The organism is Pontibacter pudoricolor, from assembly GCF_010092985.1.
Classification (GTDB): Bacteria; Bacteroidota; Bacteroidia; order Cytophagales; family Hymenobacteraceae; genus Pontibacter; species Pontibacter pudoricolor.
The window spans coordinates 2,689,745-2,707,990 of record NZ_CP048106.1; the positions used below are offsets into that span (position 1 = coordinate 2,689,745).

The 18,246-nt window shown below is 45.8% G+C and carries 18 protein-coding genes; 7 read left to right on the forward strand and 11 right to left on the reverse strand.

Annotated features, from left to right (window positions below):
* Positions 1-48 precede the first annotated feature (48 nt).
* From GSQ66_RS11500 to GSQ66_RS11540, 10 genes are all read right to left on the reverse strand, one after another.
* Positions 49-885, reverse strand: coding sequence for a DUF4156 domain-containing protein (locus GSQ66_RS11500; protein ID WP_162427606.1), 837 nt, complete (start codon positions 883-885; stop codon positions 49-51).
* Positions 886-941: 56 nt separating this feature from the next.
* Entirely contained in the window at positions 942-1,883 is a 942-nt protein-coding gene (locus GSQ66_RS11505; protein ID WP_162427607.1) for a helix-hairpin-helix domain-containing protein, read from the reverse strand.
* 3 nt (positions 1,884-1,886) lie between these two features.
* Complete coding sequence (locus GSQ66_RS18815; RefSeq protein WP_202923343.1) at positions 1,887-2,045, reverse strand: hypothetical protein; 159 nt, start codon at positions 2,043-2,045, stop codon at positions 1,887-1,889.
* Between the two features lie 6 nt (positions 2,046-2,051).
* Positions 2,052-3,704, reverse strand: a complete 1,653-nt coding sequence (locus GSQ66_RS11510) for a sodium-dependent transporter (RefSeq protein ID WP_162427608.1) — start codon at positions 3,702-3,704, stop codon at positions 2,052-2,054.
* Between the two features lie 163 nt (positions 3,705-3,867).
* A complete protein-coding gene (locus tag GSQ66_RS11515) occupies positions 3,868-4,773 on the reverse strand; it encodes an SDR family oxidoreductase (protein WP_162427609.1) in 906 nt (301 codons plus the stop codon).
* A gap of 8 nt (positions 4,774-4,781) precedes the next feature.
* Positions 4,782-5,423: a peptidylprolyl isomerase gene (locus tag GSQ66_RS11520; RefSeq protein WP_394351413.1), complete on the reverse strand. Its 642-nt coding sequence runs from the start codon at positions 5,421-5,423 to the stop codon at positions 4,782-4,784.
* Positions 5,424-5,950: 527 nt separating this feature from the next.
* The gene (gene hemC / locus GSQ66_RS11525) at positions 5,951-6,901 is read right to left on the reverse strand and encodes a hydroxymethylbilane synthase (RefSeq protein ID WP_162427610.1); all 951 of its coding nucleotides are present in this window, start codon (positions 6,899-6,901) and stop codon (positions 5,951-5,953) included.
* Positions 6,902-6,909: 8 nt separating this feature from the next.
* Complete coding sequence (locus GSQ66_RS11530) at positions 6,910-7,998, reverse strand: DNA polymerase III subunit (RefSeq protein WP_317164194.1); 1,089 nt, start codon at positions 7,996-7,998, stop codon at positions 6,910-6,912.
* Between the two features lie 197 nt (positions 7,999-8,195).
* On the reverse strand, positions 8,196-9,407 hold the full coding sequence (locus GSQ66_RS11535) for a GlmU family protein (RefSeq protein ID WP_162427612.1): 1,212 nt from the start codon (positions 9,405-9,407) through the stop codon (positions 8,196-8,198).
* 75 nt (positions 9,408-9,482) lie between these two features.
* Positions 9,483-9,728 carry a type B 50S ribosomal protein L31 gene (locus GSQ66_RS11540; protein WP_162427613.1) on the reverse strand — a complete coding sequence of 82 codons (246 nt, stop codon included), beginning with the start codon at positions 9,726-9,728 and terminating at the stop codon, positions 9,483-9,485.
* A 150-nt stretch (positions 9,729-9,878) separates the two neighbouring features.
* Here GSQ66_RS11540 and GSQ66_RS11545 point away from each other — a divergent pair, with 150 nt between their 5' ends.
* From GSQ66_RS11545 to secDF, 7 genes are all read left to right on the forward strand, one after another.
* Positions 9,879-10,409 (forward strand): phosphoribosyltransferase family protein, encoded by a 531-nt coding sequence (locus tag GSQ66_RS11545; RefSeq protein ID WP_238395655.1) that lies wholly within the window; start codon positions 9,879-9,881, stop codon positions 10,407-10,409.
* Between the two features lie 175 nt (positions 10,410-10,584).
* Positions 10,585-10,884: a hypothetical protein gene (locus GSQ66_RS11550; RefSeq protein WP_162427614.1), complete on the forward strand. Its 300-nt coding sequence runs from the start codon at positions 10,585-10,587 to the stop codon at positions 10,882-10,884.
* 61 nt (positions 10,885-10,945) lie between these two features.
* Positions 10,946-11,524, forward strand: a complete 579-nt coding sequence (locus GSQ66_RS11555) for a non-canonical purine NTP diphosphatase (RefSeq protein WP_162427615.1) — start codon at positions 10,946-10,948, stop codon at positions 11,522-11,524.
* Between the two features lie 79 nt (positions 11,525-11,603).
* A complete protein-coding gene (gene udk / locus GSQ66_RS11560; protein ID WP_162427616.1) occupies positions 11,604-12,221 on the forward strand; it encodes a uridine kinase in 618 nt (205 codons plus the stop codon).
* A gap of 3 nt (positions 12,222-12,224) precedes the next feature.
* The gene (locus GSQ66_RS11565; protein ID WP_162427617.1) at positions 12,225-12,917 is read left to right on the forward strand and encodes a potassium channel family protein; all 693 of its coding nucleotides are present in this window, start codon (positions 12,225-12,227) and stop codon (positions 12,915-12,917) included.
* Between the two features lie 43 nt (positions 12,918-12,960).
* Positions 12,961-13,335: an RNA methyltransferase gene (locus GSQ66_RS11570; RefSeq protein ID WP_238395656.1), complete on the forward strand. Its 375-nt coding sequence runs from the start codon at positions 12,961-12,963 to the stop codon at positions 13,333-13,335.
* A gap of 166 nt (positions 13,336-13,501) precedes the next feature.
* Positions 13,502-16,483: a protein translocase subunit SecDF gene (gene secDF / locus GSQ66_RS11575; RefSeq protein ID WP_162427618.1), complete on the forward strand. Its 2,982-nt coding sequence runs from the start codon at positions 13,502-13,504 to the stop codon at positions 16,481-16,483.
* Between the two features lie 934 nt (positions 16,484-17,417).
* On the opposite strand, the gene GSQ66_RS11580 is transcribed toward secDF, so the two are convergent.
* Positions 17,418-18,029, reverse strand: coding sequence for a NifU family protein (locus tag GSQ66_RS11580; RefSeq protein ID WP_162427619.1), 612 nt, complete (start codon positions 18,027-18,029; stop codon positions 17,418-17,420).
* Between the last annotated feature and the right edge of the window lie 217 nt (positions 18,030-18,246).

An 18,246-nucleotide genomic window follows, 5' to 3' on the forward strand; every position in this document is an offset into this window, starting at 1 on the left:
CTGCAGCGAACAGTTGCAGGGTTTTTAATTTATGAACACACGTGTTGCTTATAGCTTTATCTTAATATTATAAGCTGTTCCTTTGTCTTCGTAGAAAATATAGAAAAAATCTTCATCAAAGGAAGCAACTCTGAACGTTTTGTATTTGCTGGCTCCTTCCAGGTTACCTTCTATAGTTAGTAAGCCGTTTTCCTCTTTTATACTTTTGAGTTTCAGGGTCCTTTTTGAGGGGTAAACGCGTATGGAAGTGGTCGTTCCTGTGAAGCTGGCGCTTTCTACGGCATTGAATTCTGTTTTATTTCCTATTCTGGCTTTAAACTTATCTATGTCCGGCACATGCGTGGTATACACCATACCCGTCAAGAACGATTCTGTAGGTTTAGAATAATAAGCATTAGTACTACCCCAAGCACTTGCTTTTGTAGCATTTTGCTGTGTGATATAGACTAAATTCCCACCCATCATAGCAGCAAAGATCTTAAGACGTTTTTGCGCCCGGTCCTCTACCTGATTTAATCCTGAGAACATCGTATTGCCCTGGGCTATAGAGCTGGCTTCTCCCAATTTCAGAAATCCGTTTACTTCGTTTTCCCCAAGTGTTAAAGTTACATTCTCAAACGCATGCAGGTTATTTACCTTTTTATATTGAGCTGATGGAGTAAACGCTTCAACTCTCCCTGACGTGAATACAATCTTCCGGATAGTGTTTTTATAAACTGTATTTATCAATTCCTCGCCTGGTAAAGAATATTTAACAAACTCTGGTGTAATCTCTTTAACAATACAAGGGATTTTAGACGTGTGCGTATACACGGTATCTACCTGCGCCATACAAACCGAAGCGCTCAGCACAAAGCTGGTCAATAAAAAAGTAAGAGTTTTCATAGGAATTGGTTTTGAACTCTAAAGTTAATACATATAACAATAGGTATATATATTTTTCACAACCCCAGGTAAGGCTTCAGCTTTTCGTACTGTTCGGGCTTTATTATTTTAATCTGTTTCAGCTCTTCCACACTTTCAAAGCGGCCGTGCTGCTCGCGGTAGGCAACTATAGCGCGGGCCAGATTCGAGGTCATGTAGGGGTGCGCGCGCAGTTCATCTATAGTTGCAGTGTTCAGGTTAATTCTTGCCGGGGTGTGTGCTTTTGCTACAAAGGTGTACTTGTTCAGGCTGTCAATCACTTCGGGCTGCAGGCCATACACTTCGCGAAGCTGCTCCAAACTATAAAAACCGCCCAGCCTGTCGCGGTACTTTACAATTCGGGCAGATAGCTTGCTGCCAATGCCCCGTATCTGTTTAAGTTGCGTGGTATCAGATGTGTTGATGTTGAAGGGTGCCAGCACAAAGCGTTCGCGAGGGCGGCTCTCCCAGTCGGGTGCAGGACGTGGCCGGCCGCTGCCTATCCCTTTGCGGCTATAGTTGTCAGGTTTGGTTTCAGGCAGATCTATAAAAGGATAAAGTCGCTGGAAAACAGAATCCGGCATGCCATAAATTTTGCCCAGTTCTGCCCTGTAAGCAAAGTCTCCTACTTTATTTCTATAGTTTAAAATGCGCTGACCCAGGTATTTTGGTAACCCGAAAGCCTGCCATTGCTCCAGCGTAAGTGTGTTGGGGTTAAATTTATAAAGCGGAACTGTGACTATAGTTTTCCGGCTTCGGTTATAGGTATCGGGCGCTTTCTCGAGCTGCGCTACCAGACTGTCGAGCAATTGCTGGTCTGCAGGGTTGGCGCTTATAGTCTGGTTCGAACTATAGAGCCTGGAAAAAAGAAATGGTGCTGCCGTAAGCAGCACCATTATGGTTATCAGCCACAGAAAACCGTTTACTTCACGCTGCGAAAAGCCAAAGTAGTTACGGATCCAGAGCTTTAGTTTTCTCATATGCTATGCCATCGGTTGCCGTCCCGGCTCATCATCGTTATCCAGATACGAATCCGGCTCCGGTTTTGGTGGCGCATTTAAAACTCTGTAGAAAAAATATACTGTTAATGCAGTTACCATAAACATGGTAAGAAGCATAATAACAAGTGCGGATGTATTCATAAGTTCTTAAATTTTACCTTCTCTAACTCTCTTTTTATACGCAATGTATACCAGGCCGGCAATGCTCAGGAATACTAGTACCAGCAGTATACGCGATGCGTTCACGAAGAACAGTGTATCCTGAAGGTGCTCCAGTATTGCTGGGTCTGTAGCTTCCGCTATCTGACGATGAAGGCTGGTGTTCATCAGTTTTTTAATGATAGAGCTGTCGTCCAGTTCCCAGTTACCGCTTAATGCCGCTCCCCAGTCATTTCCTTTCGGAGTAATAAGCGCACCAATAAACACAAACAGTAAAAGCAGCGGCGTTACAAATTTGATGATGAACTTATAAATACCTGGCACTTTAATATCAGAACCTGACATGATCTCGCGCCAACCTTTATCGATACCGAATATCCAGGCAAACAGGATAGACTCGAACAAGGCAAACACTACCAGCGATACCGTACCAGCCCAGTAGTCATATTCATCAAACACGCCATAGTGGAAGAACAGTACCGTAGGCATACCCAGAACCAGTACGATCAGACCAAAAGACCAGGCAGCAGATTTACGTTTCCAGTTGAACTCATCCTGCATAAAGCCCATCCATGGCGTACCCATCGCCAGCGATGACGTGATACCGGCAAAGAACAACAGACCAAACCACATAACGCCGGCAACAGCGCCCAGCACTTCGCCCCATTGCGTAAACAGGAACGGTAAGGTTTTAAAGGCAAGACCAAGGCCACCAGACTGTACCAGTTCCGTCACACGGTCGATACCCAGGTAACCGATGGAGATCGGGATCAGAATAGAGGCACCCAGTACTACTTCCACAAACTCGTTCATCCAGCCAGCCGACATGGCATTAAGCGCGATATCGTCTTTAGATCTAACATAAGAGGCGTAGCAATGGATGGTACCCATACCCACTGACAGGGTAAAGAAGATCTGACCGGCAGCTGCCAGCCAAACAGTTGGCGACCATAGTTGTGTATAGTCCGGGGTCCAGAGGTAGTTAAGACCAACAGAGCTGTCGTTAATGGCACCGTCCACACCGGCAGTAATAGTAAAGCCTTTGTAGGCCAGGAACATACCAAACAGGATCAGAAGCGGCATACCTACTTTGGCTACACGCTCCACGCCACCCGCCAGGCCCTGAGACAGGATCCAGGTATTCAGCAGCAAGCAGATCACATAAAACACAACGGCCTCCAGCGGAATACCCAGTGTAGATTCGCCGATGCTTACATAGGTGTTAAAGAAAGCGGCAACTCCTTCCTGGTCCATGCCATTAAAGGTACCGAGTACCGAGTGCACCACATAAGACAGCGTCCAGGACTCGATGTAGCAGTAATAGGCTGCTACAGCAATATTTGTCCAGATACCGAATACGCCAATGTATTTCCAGAGGCGATGTTTGCCCATGGTATCCACAATGTAAGGCGTAGAGTGGTTTCCAAACCGACCACCGAAACGGCCCATCGACCACTCGATCCACAACAGTGGAATACCCATTACTAAAAAGCATACTAAGTAAGGGATGATAAACGCGCCACCACCGTTCTGTACAGCCTGTACCGGAAACCTTAGAAAGTTACCGAGACCAACAGCATTACCGGCCATGGCCAGAATGAGACCCACGCGTGAGCCCCAGGATTCTTTGTTAGCACTCATAAAAAAGGTAGAAGTTGATTAGTTTAGTTAGGTTGTTAAGTGTATAGTATTCTGGATTTAAGCTTACAATTTAGGGATTGCTTCTGAGAGCGCCATATTAAATTCCATATTTTTAATATTTCACCGACCAAACACAGCTTTCTCCTGACGAACCTGGAAACTGCTATTGAGCAGCCTGGCCGGCTACAACCTGTATGCCTTCTGCAAAAGTATGCGGTAAGTAACCCAGGTCTTTTTTAGCTTTTGTGATAATGAATCCGGTTTTTGGCGGTCGTTTTGCCGGTTGTGTAAAAGTGCTGCCGTCTGCCTTGTCTATCAGCGATTTGTCCAGGTTAAAGTAATCGGCTACCTGCAGGGCCATGTCATAGGGAGTCAGCATTTCGGAACCTGAAATGTGGTAAATTCCTTCCGCGTCGTGTTTGGCAGCAAGCCAGCAGCCTTGGGCCAGGTCCTCGGCCAGTGTAGGCGTCCTGAACTGGTCATCTACTACTTTAATTACTTTGCCGGCCTGTAAACTATCGCGCACCCACAGCACAATATTGGTACGGCCATAGTCGTGGGCTACGCCGTACACCAGCACCGTGCGCAAAATGGCCCACCTGCATCTGGCCTTTTTCACAATTTCTTCGGCCAGGCGTTTGGTTTCGCCATAAAAATTTACCGGGTTTGCTTTGGCGTCTTCGCTGTAAGGTCCGTCTTCGCCATCAAATATAAAGTCGGTGCTTACGTGTATCAGGTGTACGTTATATTTCTCACAGGCATCCACTAAAAACTGCACGGCATCCCGGTTCAGCAGCAAAGCGCCCTCATGGTCGGTTTCGCACTGGTCTACATTGGTCATGGCGGCAGTGTGTATGATGTGCGTCGGGCGGAACTTGCTAACGATAGCCTCAACCTGTGCTTTATCAGTCACATCCATCGATGCAAAGGGCAGTGCCGGAACTATAGTTGCCAGTTTGTTTTCGCCACGACTGGTAGCCAGTACTTCCACCTCAGGTTGATCGAGTAATAGTTCTGCCAGTTTCTGACCCAGGAGTCCGTTAGAGCCTGTTATCAATATTCGTTTCATAGTCAGGGTTAAGCAGACGGCTGGGTATAGTTGTATTTATATTTTTTGGCAATCTTCTTTTTCTTCACAGTCTCTACAGTCACCTTCATCTTTACATCCGTAAGGGGTCGGTCGCGCTGGTTCTTGGGCTGTTCGGCAATTTTATCTATCACATCCAGTCCGTCTACTACCTGCCCGAAAACGGTGTAAGCTTCATCCAGCATCGGGGTGCCGTCGTGATTCTCTACAATATAAAACTGCGAGCCGCTCGACTCTTTCATCGGATTTACCTGGTCGCCCATTCTGGCAGCGGCTACAGCACCACGCACATGCTTGTGGGTTGAGTTTATCTCAGCAGGAATTGTATAGCCCGGATTACCGGAACCATCGTTGTTCGGATTATCGTCTTTGCTGTTCGGGTCGCCGCCCTGTATCATAAAGCCATCAATTACTCTATGGAAAGTAGTGCCATCATAAAAGCCTTCTTTTGCCAGTTTCAGGAAGTTCTCTTTATGCTTCGGCGTGTCCTCAAAAAGCACCAGTTTTATATCGCCCTGGGGCGTGCTTATAGTTATAAGCTGGTCTTTACCTTTTAGTTTCTGGGCGGATGCAAGTGTGGGAGTTAAAAATAGCAGCGCAACTATAGCGCAAAGCATATTGTGTAGTTTCATAGTCCGTATGGTTTTCCGAAGCTTGAAGATTCCCATTTTTTCGCTGTAATCCAAATCAGGAGCAGTGATTAAGGAGATTAGGCTGATTTTATATGATTGCTGCCGGGCCGCAGATCAGCGGGATTTTGTCTGAACCGGGATGAATGGGAGATTTAATGGATTGACCCGATGTAGAGACGTAATACTTTGCGTCTCTTTTTTGTCTGAATCAGGATTTCCAGGATTTTAGGATCTTCAGGATTTCAGTTAAAATACCTTTTACCAGGCCTATAGTATAACTGGCACCGGCATCCAGCCGGTGACTTAGAGTGTACGCGAGTCTCTAGACTCGCTGTGCTATAGTTGAAGAGGCAAAGGGAGCCCTGAATTAGGCCTATCGTTTCATAGCAAAGACGCAAAGTATTGCGTCTCTACAAATCCTGTACATCCTTTAATTCTGTAAATCCCGGGGTAGAGATTCAGACAAAAAAAGAGGCACAACAGGTGCGCCTCTTTTCCAATTCAGTTGATTCCGATAAAACTATAGTTTAGCTGCGGTGCTCTTTGATTTCTTTCAGGATGTCGTCTCCACCACGAGACAGTATAGTCTCAGCCAGCTTTTTACCTGTTGTTTCCGCTTCCGCAATAGTTGCTTCAAACACCTCGTACAGGTGGCGCTGACCGTCCAGGCTAACTATACCGCCTTGTATCTGTAGTGTATTTTCGTCCTTCAGCGTTGCCAGCGTAAACGACGGGATGCTGCAGCCACCTTCCATGGTTCTCAGGAAAGCACGTTCGGCCAGCAGGCAATGATGGGTTTCCGCGTGATCTACAGCCGCTTTGATACGGGCTTTTAATTCAGGTTCGAGGTTCATGGCGCATTCTACGGCTACGCTTCCCTGTCCGGCAGCGGGCACAAACTGGTTTTCCGGAAAAATGTGTACGATCAGATTATCATATTCCATGCGGTGCACACCTGCATAAGCCAGCATCAGAGCCTCAAACTCTCCGTTTTCCAGCTTTTTAAGGCGCGTTTGCAGGTTACCGCGCGATTCGCCGGTTACCACATTCGGGTAAAACTTATTGAGCAGCGCACGACGACGCGTAGAAGATGTACCAATTTTAGCGTTGCTGCCTGGCTCCAGTTTAAAATCCGGATTCAGCGATAGCAACACATCGTTCACTTTTTCGCGCTCCATGAATGCCAGCAGTTCCAGGTCGTCTGATACTTTAGACTGCACATCTTTGGCACTGTGTACGGCAATGTCGATGCTGCCATCGCGCAGGCCGTCTTCCAATTCCTCGGTAAACACCCCTTTAGAGCCCAGTTTGTCCAGCGATCTGTCCAGCATGCGGTCGCCTTTGGTAGTAATGATCACCAGTTCGGTAGCAAAACCTGCGGCCTGTAGTTTATCGGCTACTGTATTTGCCTGCCATAGCGCCAGTTTGCTGCCACGTGTACCAATGTTTATGATCTTATCTTTTATAGTTGTCTGCATGATTCTGTTTAATAGTTTCCGCGCAGGAAATGTGCAATCTGTATAGAACTATCCACAAAAACAATTTTGGGATTGGCATTTCGCTCGATGTGGTAATGGGCCTGGTTCAGTTCTTCGGCCATACGGGTGCCGTTTTCCGCATTCATCAGCTTCGAGAAATCCTGTACAAACTTCATCTCATCTGCTGGCAAATAGGTAATCAGGCTGGCATCTACGCCATACAACATCACCTTCCGGAAAAGGTTAAGTGCATACAGCAAAAAGTTCTTCTGGTTTTCGCGGCCCAGCTTTTGAAAATCCTCACTCATGTCAATCAGCTCGCCAAACTTATAACCGAAGCAGCTGCGCATCCAGCTCAAAAAGAAGCTGAAATAGTCGGAGCTTACTTCTGAAAGCAGGTTAGCAGCCATGTTCAGGTTGCCTTCCGCCAGTTGTGCTACCTGATAAGCAGCTGTAGGTTCGGTACTATAGTTTTGCTGCAGCCAGGTTATTACTTCCTGTTCGGTAAAATTGCGCACCTGCACTATCTGCGTACGCGAGGTTATAGTTGCAAGTAGCTTATCTGATTGCTGCGACACCAGCAGGAACAACGTTTTAGCCGGTGGCTCTTCCAGCAATTTCAGAAGCGCGTTGGCAGCAAACGGGTGCATCAGCTCAGGCAGCCAGATCAGCACAATTTTATAGTCGCCTTCAAAGGCCTTCAGCGAAACAAGTTTTACCAGTTGCCGGCTTTCTTCTTTCGAAATGGCTCCCTGCTTGTTTTCGGCCCCTATGTGTTGCATCCACTCATTCAGGCCCTGGTACGGATTTGCGAGCACAAACTCGCGCCAAAGCGGCAGGAAATTCTGGCTAAGCGCATCTTTTGCTGCTATAGTTTTAGTAGCTGTAACCGGCATCACGAAATTAAAATCCGGGTGCACCAGTTTGTTCATTTTGGTACAGCTGCCACATGTTCCACATGAATCGTCAGGCTGCTTATCTTCGCAGTTGATGTAGGTGGCATAAGCCAGCGCCAGCGCCAGATTGGCACTTCCCTCCTTGCCCAGAAACAGCTGCGCATGCGCCACATGGTTTTGCTGCACAGAGTTTAAAAGCATTTGCTTCGTTTCCTGGTGTCCGAGTATCTGAGAGAACTGCACGGTGGTAGTTAGAAAGTTAAAAAGTTTGGAAGTTAGAAAGGTAATTGAGTTAAAGAATTCAGGAGTTAAAGGAGTGAGTTTGAAATCCTGCTAATCCTTTAATCCTGTAAATCCTGATTCTGACAATTAACAATCAACAATTTAGCAATTAACAATTAAATTTTATCCCACACCCTGTACTGTTGGGTTTGGTTAAAGATTTCGGTTAAAATGGCTTTTTCGGTATCGTCTAATACTTTGTGACGGCGTTCCATTACCTTTTCGGCTACCTCGTATACTTTGCGCAGCTGGTACGTTTCGAAACCTGAAGCACCGCCCCAGCTAAACGAAGGTACAAAGTTGCGCGGGAAGCCCGTACCAAAAATGTTGGCACTTACCCCTACTACCGTACCGGTGTTAAACATGGTATTTATGCCGCACTTACTATGGTCGCCCATAATTAAGCCGCAGAACTGCTCGCCTGTATTCTTGAAACCGCCGCGGGCATAGTTCCATAGTTTAACCTGTGCATAGTTATTCTTCAGGTTTGATGTGTTGGTATCTGCGCCCAGGTTGCACCACTCGCCAATAACGGAGTTGCCTAAAAAGCCATCGTGCCCTTTGTTGGAGTAGCCCAGTATAACCGATGCACTGATCTCACCACCTACTTTAGACTGCGGCCCAACCGTTACGTCGCCACGCATTTTAGCGCCCATGTTCACGTGGCTGCCTTCGCAGAGCGCAAACGGGCCTTTTATCAGCGCACCTTCCTGCACCTGCGCATTTTTACCAATATAAATCGGGCCATCTTCGGCATTTAAAACTGCCGCTCTGATTTTAGCGCCTTCTTCAATAAAAATGTTCTCTTCGTTGTAAACAGCTGTAAATTTATCATTTACGGGCTGGCTTTTGCGGTCTTTGGTTAAAATCTTAAAATCGCTGCGGATCTCGCGGCCATTGTGCACAAAGATCTCCCACACCTCCCTGATCATTTGCACTTCGCCTTCGAAGGACATTTTTTTGGTTTGTCCTGCCCGTTCTATCAGTTCATCCAGGTTCTCCAGTTGTTCGCTGCCACCGTTAAAAGCAACAAGCGTATCACCTTTCCAGAACGATTCTCCATAAGCCAGCTTCTTCATCTCCTCTATCAGCTCCACGGACGGGATAACAGCACCGTTAATGTAACAGTTGTGAAAGCTATCATAATAAGGTACGTACTTTGCTCTCAGGTAATCCTGGGTAAGCGAAGAAACCACCTGCCTTGTAAACTCCTGCCATTTTTCAGCTATAGTTAAAATACCTGTGCGGATTTCTGCCACCGGGCGCGTGAACGTAAGCGGTAACAGGTTCTGCCGGATCACCGGATCGTCGAAGAGAATGATGTTCATAGAGCAAAAATAAAAAAGTCTTCCCGAAAAATACGGAAAGACTCTTTAAGAAACGTTTTAACCGGGCGGAACCGCTTATTTTTTCTTGTAACGTGTGTTGAATTTCTCTACACGACCAGCAGTATCCACGAAAATGTTTTTACCAGTATAGAAAGGGTGTGACGCAGAAGAAACCTCCACTTTTACTACCGGATATGTTTTACCGTCTTCCATGGTGATTGTCTCATCAGAGTTCATGGTAGAACGTGTGATAAATTTGAAATCACTCGTCATATCCTGGAAAACCACCTCTCTGTACTCTGGGTGAATGCCTTTTTTCATTATTATAAACGTTAATTAACCTTAATTTCTGAATCGGACTGCAAATTTAACAACAATTTCTAAATTTAAAACGCTACTAACCAAATTATTTTGCACTTAGGCTAAATTAGTGTGGTGCTGCGAATTATCTTTTAACTTTGCTTTAGCTATATGGGCAGCAACCAACTATACACCATGAAACATCCGCACCAACACCTGATACTGGACCAGACGCAGATAAAGCAGAAAGTTAAGCGCATGGCCTACGAGATCTACGAGCACAATTTCGAGGAGAAGGACCTGGTGCTGGCTGGCATCCACGAAAACGGATCGTTACTTGCCGACATGCTGGCTACCCAACTGCGCAGTATTTCGCCGATAAATGTACAGTTGCTAACTATAAAACTAAATAAGGTGAGCCCTCTGGAAACACCTGTCGTTTTAGAGCCCGAAACTATAGCTATAGCCGGCAAGGTAGTAATTATAGTGGATGATGTGTTAAATACAGGAAAAACGCTGGCTTATACGTTAACTTCCTTCCTGCCCCAGAGCCCTAAAAAAGTAGAGATCGCTACGTTGGTGAACCGCCACCATACCTTATACCCGGTAGCGGCCACGTACACCGGTTTATCGCTGGCAACCACCCTGCGCGAGCATGTGGAAGTTGTGTTGCAGGATGAAGTAGCGGCGTATCTGCATTAATTTAATTGCTGAATTGTTGATTGTTAAATTGTTATTACACAAAAGCATGTTGGATCACAATCAACGTTTCAACTTAAAACCTTGCCAGTCAACTGTATAGTAGACATAGACAATCCGCATCATTCTCATTGAAACAATTAACAATTTAGACATCAGCAATTAAACAACTTAGCCCATGACCCCAAAAGAAGAATACCTGCTACACACCTGGCCGAAACAGCAGGCAAAAGGCAAAACAACGTACATGGCGTCTCATGCGCTTATTTATGGTCTGCTTGTCGGCTTTTTCTCGCTGATGTTCCGGTATGGCGATGCCCCTGTAATGGAAATGGTCCTATCCTTAGAATTCCTGGCAAAATTGGTGCTGTTTGTAGTTATAGGCCTGATAATGGCAAACTACAAATGGAAAGCCAACAACAGGAAATACGACAAACTAAAGCACCAGAGCGAGCAACAGCCTGCATCGCAACTATAAACTATAAAATCCGGTAAAAACCCACCAACTATAAAACTTGCCCCCTTACGAACTGTACCTTATGAAAGAGCTTTGCTTTGCCACCAACAACCGGAACAAAATTGCTGAAGTCAGCCAGATGCTGGAAGGGAAGTACAAGCTGTTGAGCCTGGAAGATATTGGCTGCCACGAAGAACTGGCTGAAGACCAGGACACTCTGGAAGGCAACTCGCGCCAGAAAGCCAGCTACGTATGGGAGAACTATAATGTAAACTGCTTTGCCGACGACACCGGCCTGGAAGTAGATGCCCTTTGCGGCGAACCAGGTGTTTACTCTGCCCGCTATGCCGGCCCGCAACGCTCCGACACCGATAATATAAACAAATTGCTCCGAAGCCTGCAGGGGCAGGATAACCGCCGTGCCCGTTTCCGCACCTCCATCACCTTGTATTTAGATAACAGGGAATACCAGTTTGAAGGCATCGTAAACGGAACTATAGCACACGAATACAAAGGCGACAAAGGCTTCGGCTACGACCCGGTTTTTATACCGGAAGGTTACGAAAAGACTTTTGCCGAGATGAGTTCCGAAGAGAAAAACGCGATCAGCCATCGTGGCAGAGCGATGCAAAAACTAATTGGTTTTCTGCAGGCGCAGTAGAAACTATAAATTTATTGGCTTAGTTATGGTCTTGTGCCTTTTATTCTCTTAATTTTGTATTCTGAAACCATAGCTTCCAATGCAAAAGCCATATATCGTCGGGATTACAGGAGGTAGTGCTTCAGGAAAAACAACTTTTTTGAACAAGCTACTGACATCTTTTTCACCAGAAAATGTCTGCCTGATCTCTCAGGACAATTATTACAAATCTCGCGAACACCAGACCTGCGACACCAACGGGGTTACTAATTTCGACCTTCCTTCCTGTATAGACGAAGTGGCGTATGCCCACGACGTACTGAGAGTGAGCCAGGGTGAAACTGTTTACCGGACTGAATATACTTTTAACAACCCCAACGTAGTGCCAAAGCAGCTGGAATTTAAACCGGCGCCTATAGTTGTAGTGGAAGGTATTTTTGTGTTTTACTTTGAGGAAATAGCCAAACTGCTCGATCTGAAAGTATACATCGATGCCAAAGAGTATATAAAACTGCAGCGCCGTATAGTTCGCGACAAAGTAGAGCGCGGCTACGACCTGGACGACGTACTATACCGTTACACGCACCATGTAGCGCCTACCTACGAAAAATATATTAAGCCCTATAAAAACGACGCTGATATTATTATCCCGAATAATAATAACTTTGAAAAAGGACTGGAGGTACTAACCACTTTCCTTAACTCAAAAATAAAGTAAACTATGAGACACAGGTTCGCAGTAATTGGTTTGGGTATTTTTGGCAACTCCATTGCCCGCACGCTGGCCGAGCGCGGCGCCGAGGTACTTGCTATAGATGCTGAGGAAGAACATGTAGAAGACATTAAAGACGATGTTGCCTACGCTGTTGCCTTAGATGCGACCGATATCCGTGCCCTGGAAGCGCAGAACATCCAGGACATGGAAGCTGTGATTGTAGCCATTGGTGAGGACTTTGAAGCCCTGCTTATAACAACGGCCAACCTGCAGGAGCTTAACGTAAAACGCGTAATTACCCGTGCCTCCAACAAACAGCAGCGCCGCATCCTGGAAAAAATGGGCGTGCAGGAAATCCTGTCGCCGGAAGGGGAAGTTGGTAAGACCGTAGCCGAAAGATTGCTGCAACCGAGCATCCGTACGTTTCTTCCGCTGCCTGATAACTATGAGATCGTGGAGATCAATACGCCTCGTGGCATTGCGAACAAAAGCCTGGCTAAAATATCGCTCCGCGAGAAGTATAACCTTAACATGATAACTATAAAGCGCTTTTTTGAGGAAATACAGGACGGTAAACCAACCCAGGTAGAGCACATCATCGGCGTACCTAAGGCCGATACCATTATTTACGCTTCCGATATTCTGATCCTGATCGGGAAAAAGCACGATGTAAAGCGTTTTATTGAAGTAAACCGTTAACGATTTTATTTTTAAAGGAAAGAAGTTACATTTGTAACTACACATGCCACAAAACAAAACTATAGCACAGCAGCTCAGGTATCTTTTGATGTCGGTAACCTTGCTTTGGGCGCTTATGCTCAATGGTCAGGAGGTGCGTGCCTATGTATTGCCGGCAGATAACACTGAAAAGCAGGAGAAGCCACGGGTTACCGATGTTCCTTCTCCGGAAGCTAAAACAGTTGTAAAACAGAAAGTATCGTTAGAGGCTACCACCTCTTTTATAACCTTAAACCTGCAGCAGGCTACGTTGCCGGCCTCGTTTCCTGCTTTTGCAGCCCTGACCGACGAAGTGCTGCCAGCCCAGACTGCCTTACCTTCAGGCAATGGCTTTGTAGCACAGCTTTTCCCTACAACCATACAGCCCAACGCCCCTTAGGCTGCACAATTACCCTTCTTTATTCTAAAAAAACAGCTTTCCCTGCAAGGTAAACACCTCAGACGGAACGCGTTGCACTGGCATTCAGTTATTCATAAGCACACTGATTTGCAGACACTTACACAGTATTAATCTAACAATCTATTCCATAATTTTTATTTAACCAATGCGTAACAAATCGTTAATAATCACGCTGACAGTTATCGTATCGGCCTTGTGCCTTTACTTCCTGTCATTCTCGTTTGTTGCCCACAACGTGCAGAAGGATGCAGAAGCATTTGCTACAGATGCACAGGGTAACATAGATCTTGTTAAAAAGCAGGACTACCTCGATTCAATCTGGAAAGAGCCTGTGTTTCTTGGATACACTTACCAGGAAATCAAAGAAAATGAGCTTGGTCTTGGCCTTGACTTAAAAGGTGGGATGCACGTGGTGCTGGAAGTATCTCCTGTTGAGATCATCAAGTCTATGTCTGGTAACAGCAAAGACCCTAACTTCCTGAAGGCGCTTGCACGTGCACAGGAACTGCAGAAGAACAGCCAGGAGCGCTTTACAACCCTGTTTGCACAAGCTTACCGCGAAGTGGAGCCAGATGGCCGACTAAGCCGTATTTTCTCTAACTCTGCAAACCGTGGCAAGATCAGCTACGAATCATCAAACAAAGAGGTAATTGACATCATTGACAAGGAAGTCGAAGATGCCATCGGTCGTTCTTTCAACATCCTTCGTACCCGTATCGATAAGTTTGGTGTAAACCAGCCAAATATCCAGCGCCTGAAAGGCAGTGGACGTATCCAGATCGAATTACCTGGTATTGACAACCCTGAGCGTGTTCGTAAACTGTTACAAGGTATGGCTAACCTGGAGTTCTGGGAAGTATGGTCTCCGCAGGAGTTCAGCCCTTACTTTATGCAGCTGAACGAGTACCTTACACAACAGGAAAAAGCAGGTAACCTGAACCTGAGAGAAACTGAAACAAAAAATCCTTTAAAAGCCGCTGCTGCTAAAGGCGACGTACTGGCACAGGCTGCTGCCTCTGACTCTAACGCCGTAGCTGCTTCTGATACCACTGCTAAAGATACTGCTGCCGCTGCTTTAGCTGCTGCCGATTCACTTGCGAACCAGGCTGGCCCGCTTGCCCGTCTGTTTACACAGTTACCAAACGGTATTGGCGCTAACGTGCGCGATACTGCCAAGATCAATGATATTTTTGCAAGACCTGACGTTCGTGCCATCTTCCCTCCTAACATGAAGTTTTTATGGGATGTGAAGCCAATTGCAGGCGATAACCGCCAGGAGTTTGTAGAGCTGTACGCTGTTAAAAAAGGTCGTGACGGTAAAGCGCCACTTTCCGGTGATGCTATCAACGATGCCCGTCAGGATTTCGACCAGCAGGGTCGCCCTGAGATCAACATGACCATGAACCCGACAGGTGCCAAGAAATGGGCTCGCCTGACAGGTAACAACGTTGGTCGCCAGATCGCCATCGTACTTGACAACTATGTATATTCTGCTCCGGTGGTGCAGGGCGAAATTACAGGTGGTAGCTCGTCTATCTCCGGTAACTTCACTATCGAAGAAGCGCAGGACTTAGCAAACATCCTGAAAGCCGGTAAAATGCCAGCTCCTACCCGTATCGTGGAAGAAGCGATCGTAGGTCCGTCATTAGGCCAGGAAGCTATCAACCAGGGTTTACTTTCTACTTTGGCAGGTCTTGTGATCGTGGTTGTATTCATGATCGCTTACTATAGCCGTGGTGGTTTTATTGCTGACTTGGCTTTAGTATTCAACATCTTCTTTATCCTGGGTATTCTTGCTCAGTTTAATGCAGCCCTTACGCTGCCTGGTATTGCCGGTATTGTGCTTACGCTGGGTATGGCCGTGGATGCGAACGTACTGATATTTGAGCGTATGCGCGAAGAAGCCCGGAAAGGCCTGAGCATGCGCGAAGTGATAAACAAAGGTTACGACAAGGCTTTCATAACTATTCTGGATGCCAACGTAACTACGTTCCTGGCTGGTTTTATCCTTTACTTCTTTGGTTCAGGTCCGGTTAAAGGCTTTGCTATCACGTTGATGTTAGGTATCGTAACTTCATTCTTTACTTCTGTTTACATTTCCCGTTTGTTGATCGAAAGATCTTTCCTGAAAACGGGCAAGCTGTCGTTCTCTAATGCATTTGCTGAGAGAATGTTCCAGAATGTGAAGTTTGATGTAATGAAATGGAAAAAACCAGCCTATGCATTCTCTCTGTCTCTGATCATTTTCGGCTTTGTGGCTATGGCCATTAAAGGACCAAACCTGGGTGTTGACTTCCAAGGTGGACGTTCTTATGTTGTGGAATTCGACAAGGCAATTCCAGCATCTGATGTGCGCGCCGCCTTGACAGATGATTTCCATGAGGAAGGTACAGAAGTTAAGACCTTTGGTGCCTCTAACCGTGTAAAAGTTATTACAAGCTGGCTGGCTGATGACGAGAGTCTTCAGGCAGACGAGCAGGTAAAAGCTGCCCTGGATGCTGGTCTTGCTGAGTTCAGTGACCTGAACCCTGAAGTACTAAGCTCTTCAAAAGTAGGTGCTACCGTAGCGGATGATATTCAGAATACAGCCGTTATCGCGCTTCTTCTTTCACTGGTTGGTATCTTTATTTATGTAATGTTCCGCTTCAACAAGTGGCAGTTTAGCTTGGGTGGTGTGGTAGCGTTGCTTCACGATGCCCTGATGATCATTGCCATATTTGCTATTTTGGATCTGTTCGGAATTTCTTATGAGATGGACCAGATATTTATTGCGGCAATTCTTACCATCATCGGTTTCTCAATTAACGATACCGTGGTAATCTTTGACCGTGTGCGTGAGTACATGAATGATAATCCGAAAGCGCACGTTAGAGAAATCATTAACCCAGCCCTGATTGATACTTTCAGCCGTACCATTATTACATCGGTTACTGTATTTATGGTGGTGCTTGTGCTGTTCATTTTTGGTGGTGAAATACTTCGCGGTTTCTCACTTGCCATGTTGATCGGTGTGGTATTTGGTGTTTACTCGACGTTATTTATTGCATCGCCAATTGTGGTTGATACGATGAAAGATGAGAAGAAGCCTGCTCCGGCACCACAGCCAACAGCAAAAAAGGTTAGCTAACTATAGTTTAGTAAATAAATGGAAAGCCCGGGGCATACGCTCCGGGCTTTTTTTGTATGCAGTTGCGTTCCAGGATTTGCTGTAGAGACGCAATACGTTGCGTCTCCGCTATGGAACTATAGGTTTGGTTGTGGATTGACTTGTTATTTAAGCTAAATCGATTTTCCTGATTAGATATGATTTTGTTTGAACCGGGATTAATCTGATCCATACCGCAAGTTTAGCATTAGCGTAATTTGTGGTTTTGCCTGGTGCCAGTTTGTAACTGGCTTTCTGCGGGAGCAGAAAAGGTTGGTTTTGCTGGTTTTATAGTTTTAAGAAGTTGATAACTATAGTTTCGGCCGGAAATACTGGCGCCGGTATCTGACCGGTGACCTGCAGTGGGTGCGAGTCTCCAAACTTGCTTAGGCTATAGTTGCATAGCAGAATTAAAACCAAGTTTAAACCTGTAGTTGCATAGGGGAGACGCAACATATTGCGTCTCTACAATCCTGGACCATCAGACCATTGTTGGTGTTTTCACCAACAATCCATTAGTTGGCTGCCTGTGCTTGCTGGTGAAAACACGCAGCAAGGGCTTGGCTGATTGCAGAAAAACTAACAAACTATAGTTACAGCCATCATTGGTCTTGCTTTTCCAAAGCAAAGCAAGTTGAAAACTTACTGCCAAGCAAAGCCACAAGTTACGCTTCGTTAAACTTGCGGCTGATTCGTTATTCTGCTAATCCCATAAATCTCCCTTAATCCCGGTTAAGGCAAAAAGACGCAAGGTATTGTTCTCTACATTTCGTAAACCCCAGTCCAGACCATTAATCCTGAAACCCCTCCAATCCTATATTCCATCCTATCTTAAATCTTAGCCCCAGGTTCATATAAACAAAAAAGCCAGCTCTTATAAAGGAGCCGGCTTTTTATAGTTTATAGTTGCTTTTGCTTAGATGGTAACGCCATCAGCAACAACTTCTTTTACTTCTGGTACCATACGCTTCAGCAGGTTCTCGATACCGGCTTTAAGCGTTACAGTAGCAGATGGGCAGCCGCTGCACGAGCCTTGCAGGTGCACTGTAACCACACCGTCGTTATAAGATTTGAAAGAAATGTTACCGCCATCCTGCTCTACAGCCGGACGTACGTAGTTCTCCAACAGATCGATCACTTTCTTAACTATAGCTGCGTCGCCTTCTGATGTTTCGCCGGATATAGAAGTCTCCGTTTTCGGAGCAGCCGAGAAGCCTTCGTTAAAGATAGGGCCACCAGCCTCAACATAAGATTTCAGGAAGGTGCGCAACTCAGGTATAAGCTTTACCCACTCTATAGTTGAGTTCTTGGTTATAGTTACAAAGTTGCTGGCAATGAACACACGCGAAACGTAATCGAAATTGAAAAGCTCCTGTGCCAACGGCGACTCTACTGCACTTTCCAGATCCGGGTAATCCACGCTCTGGCCATCTGGCAGCAACTGCACGTTCATCACTAATTTCATTGACTCTGGGTTCGGGTTAGCCTCAGCATATACCGACACCATTTTCTCTTTATTATCTATCATGGGAATCTACGTTTTAAGTAAAACTTTGGACCACGCCTTAAAGTTTCCAAAATTAGGCATTATTTCTAAGAAGTAAAGAAATACAGGCACAGTCTTAAATAAGATTAGGCCAATAAAAAATTACATATTTCTACCTCTGAATAGCATTTGAGCCTATATATTTTATCTTTGTTCCGTAACCAACCAGCTCAGCACTACAGACAATTCACAAACACCT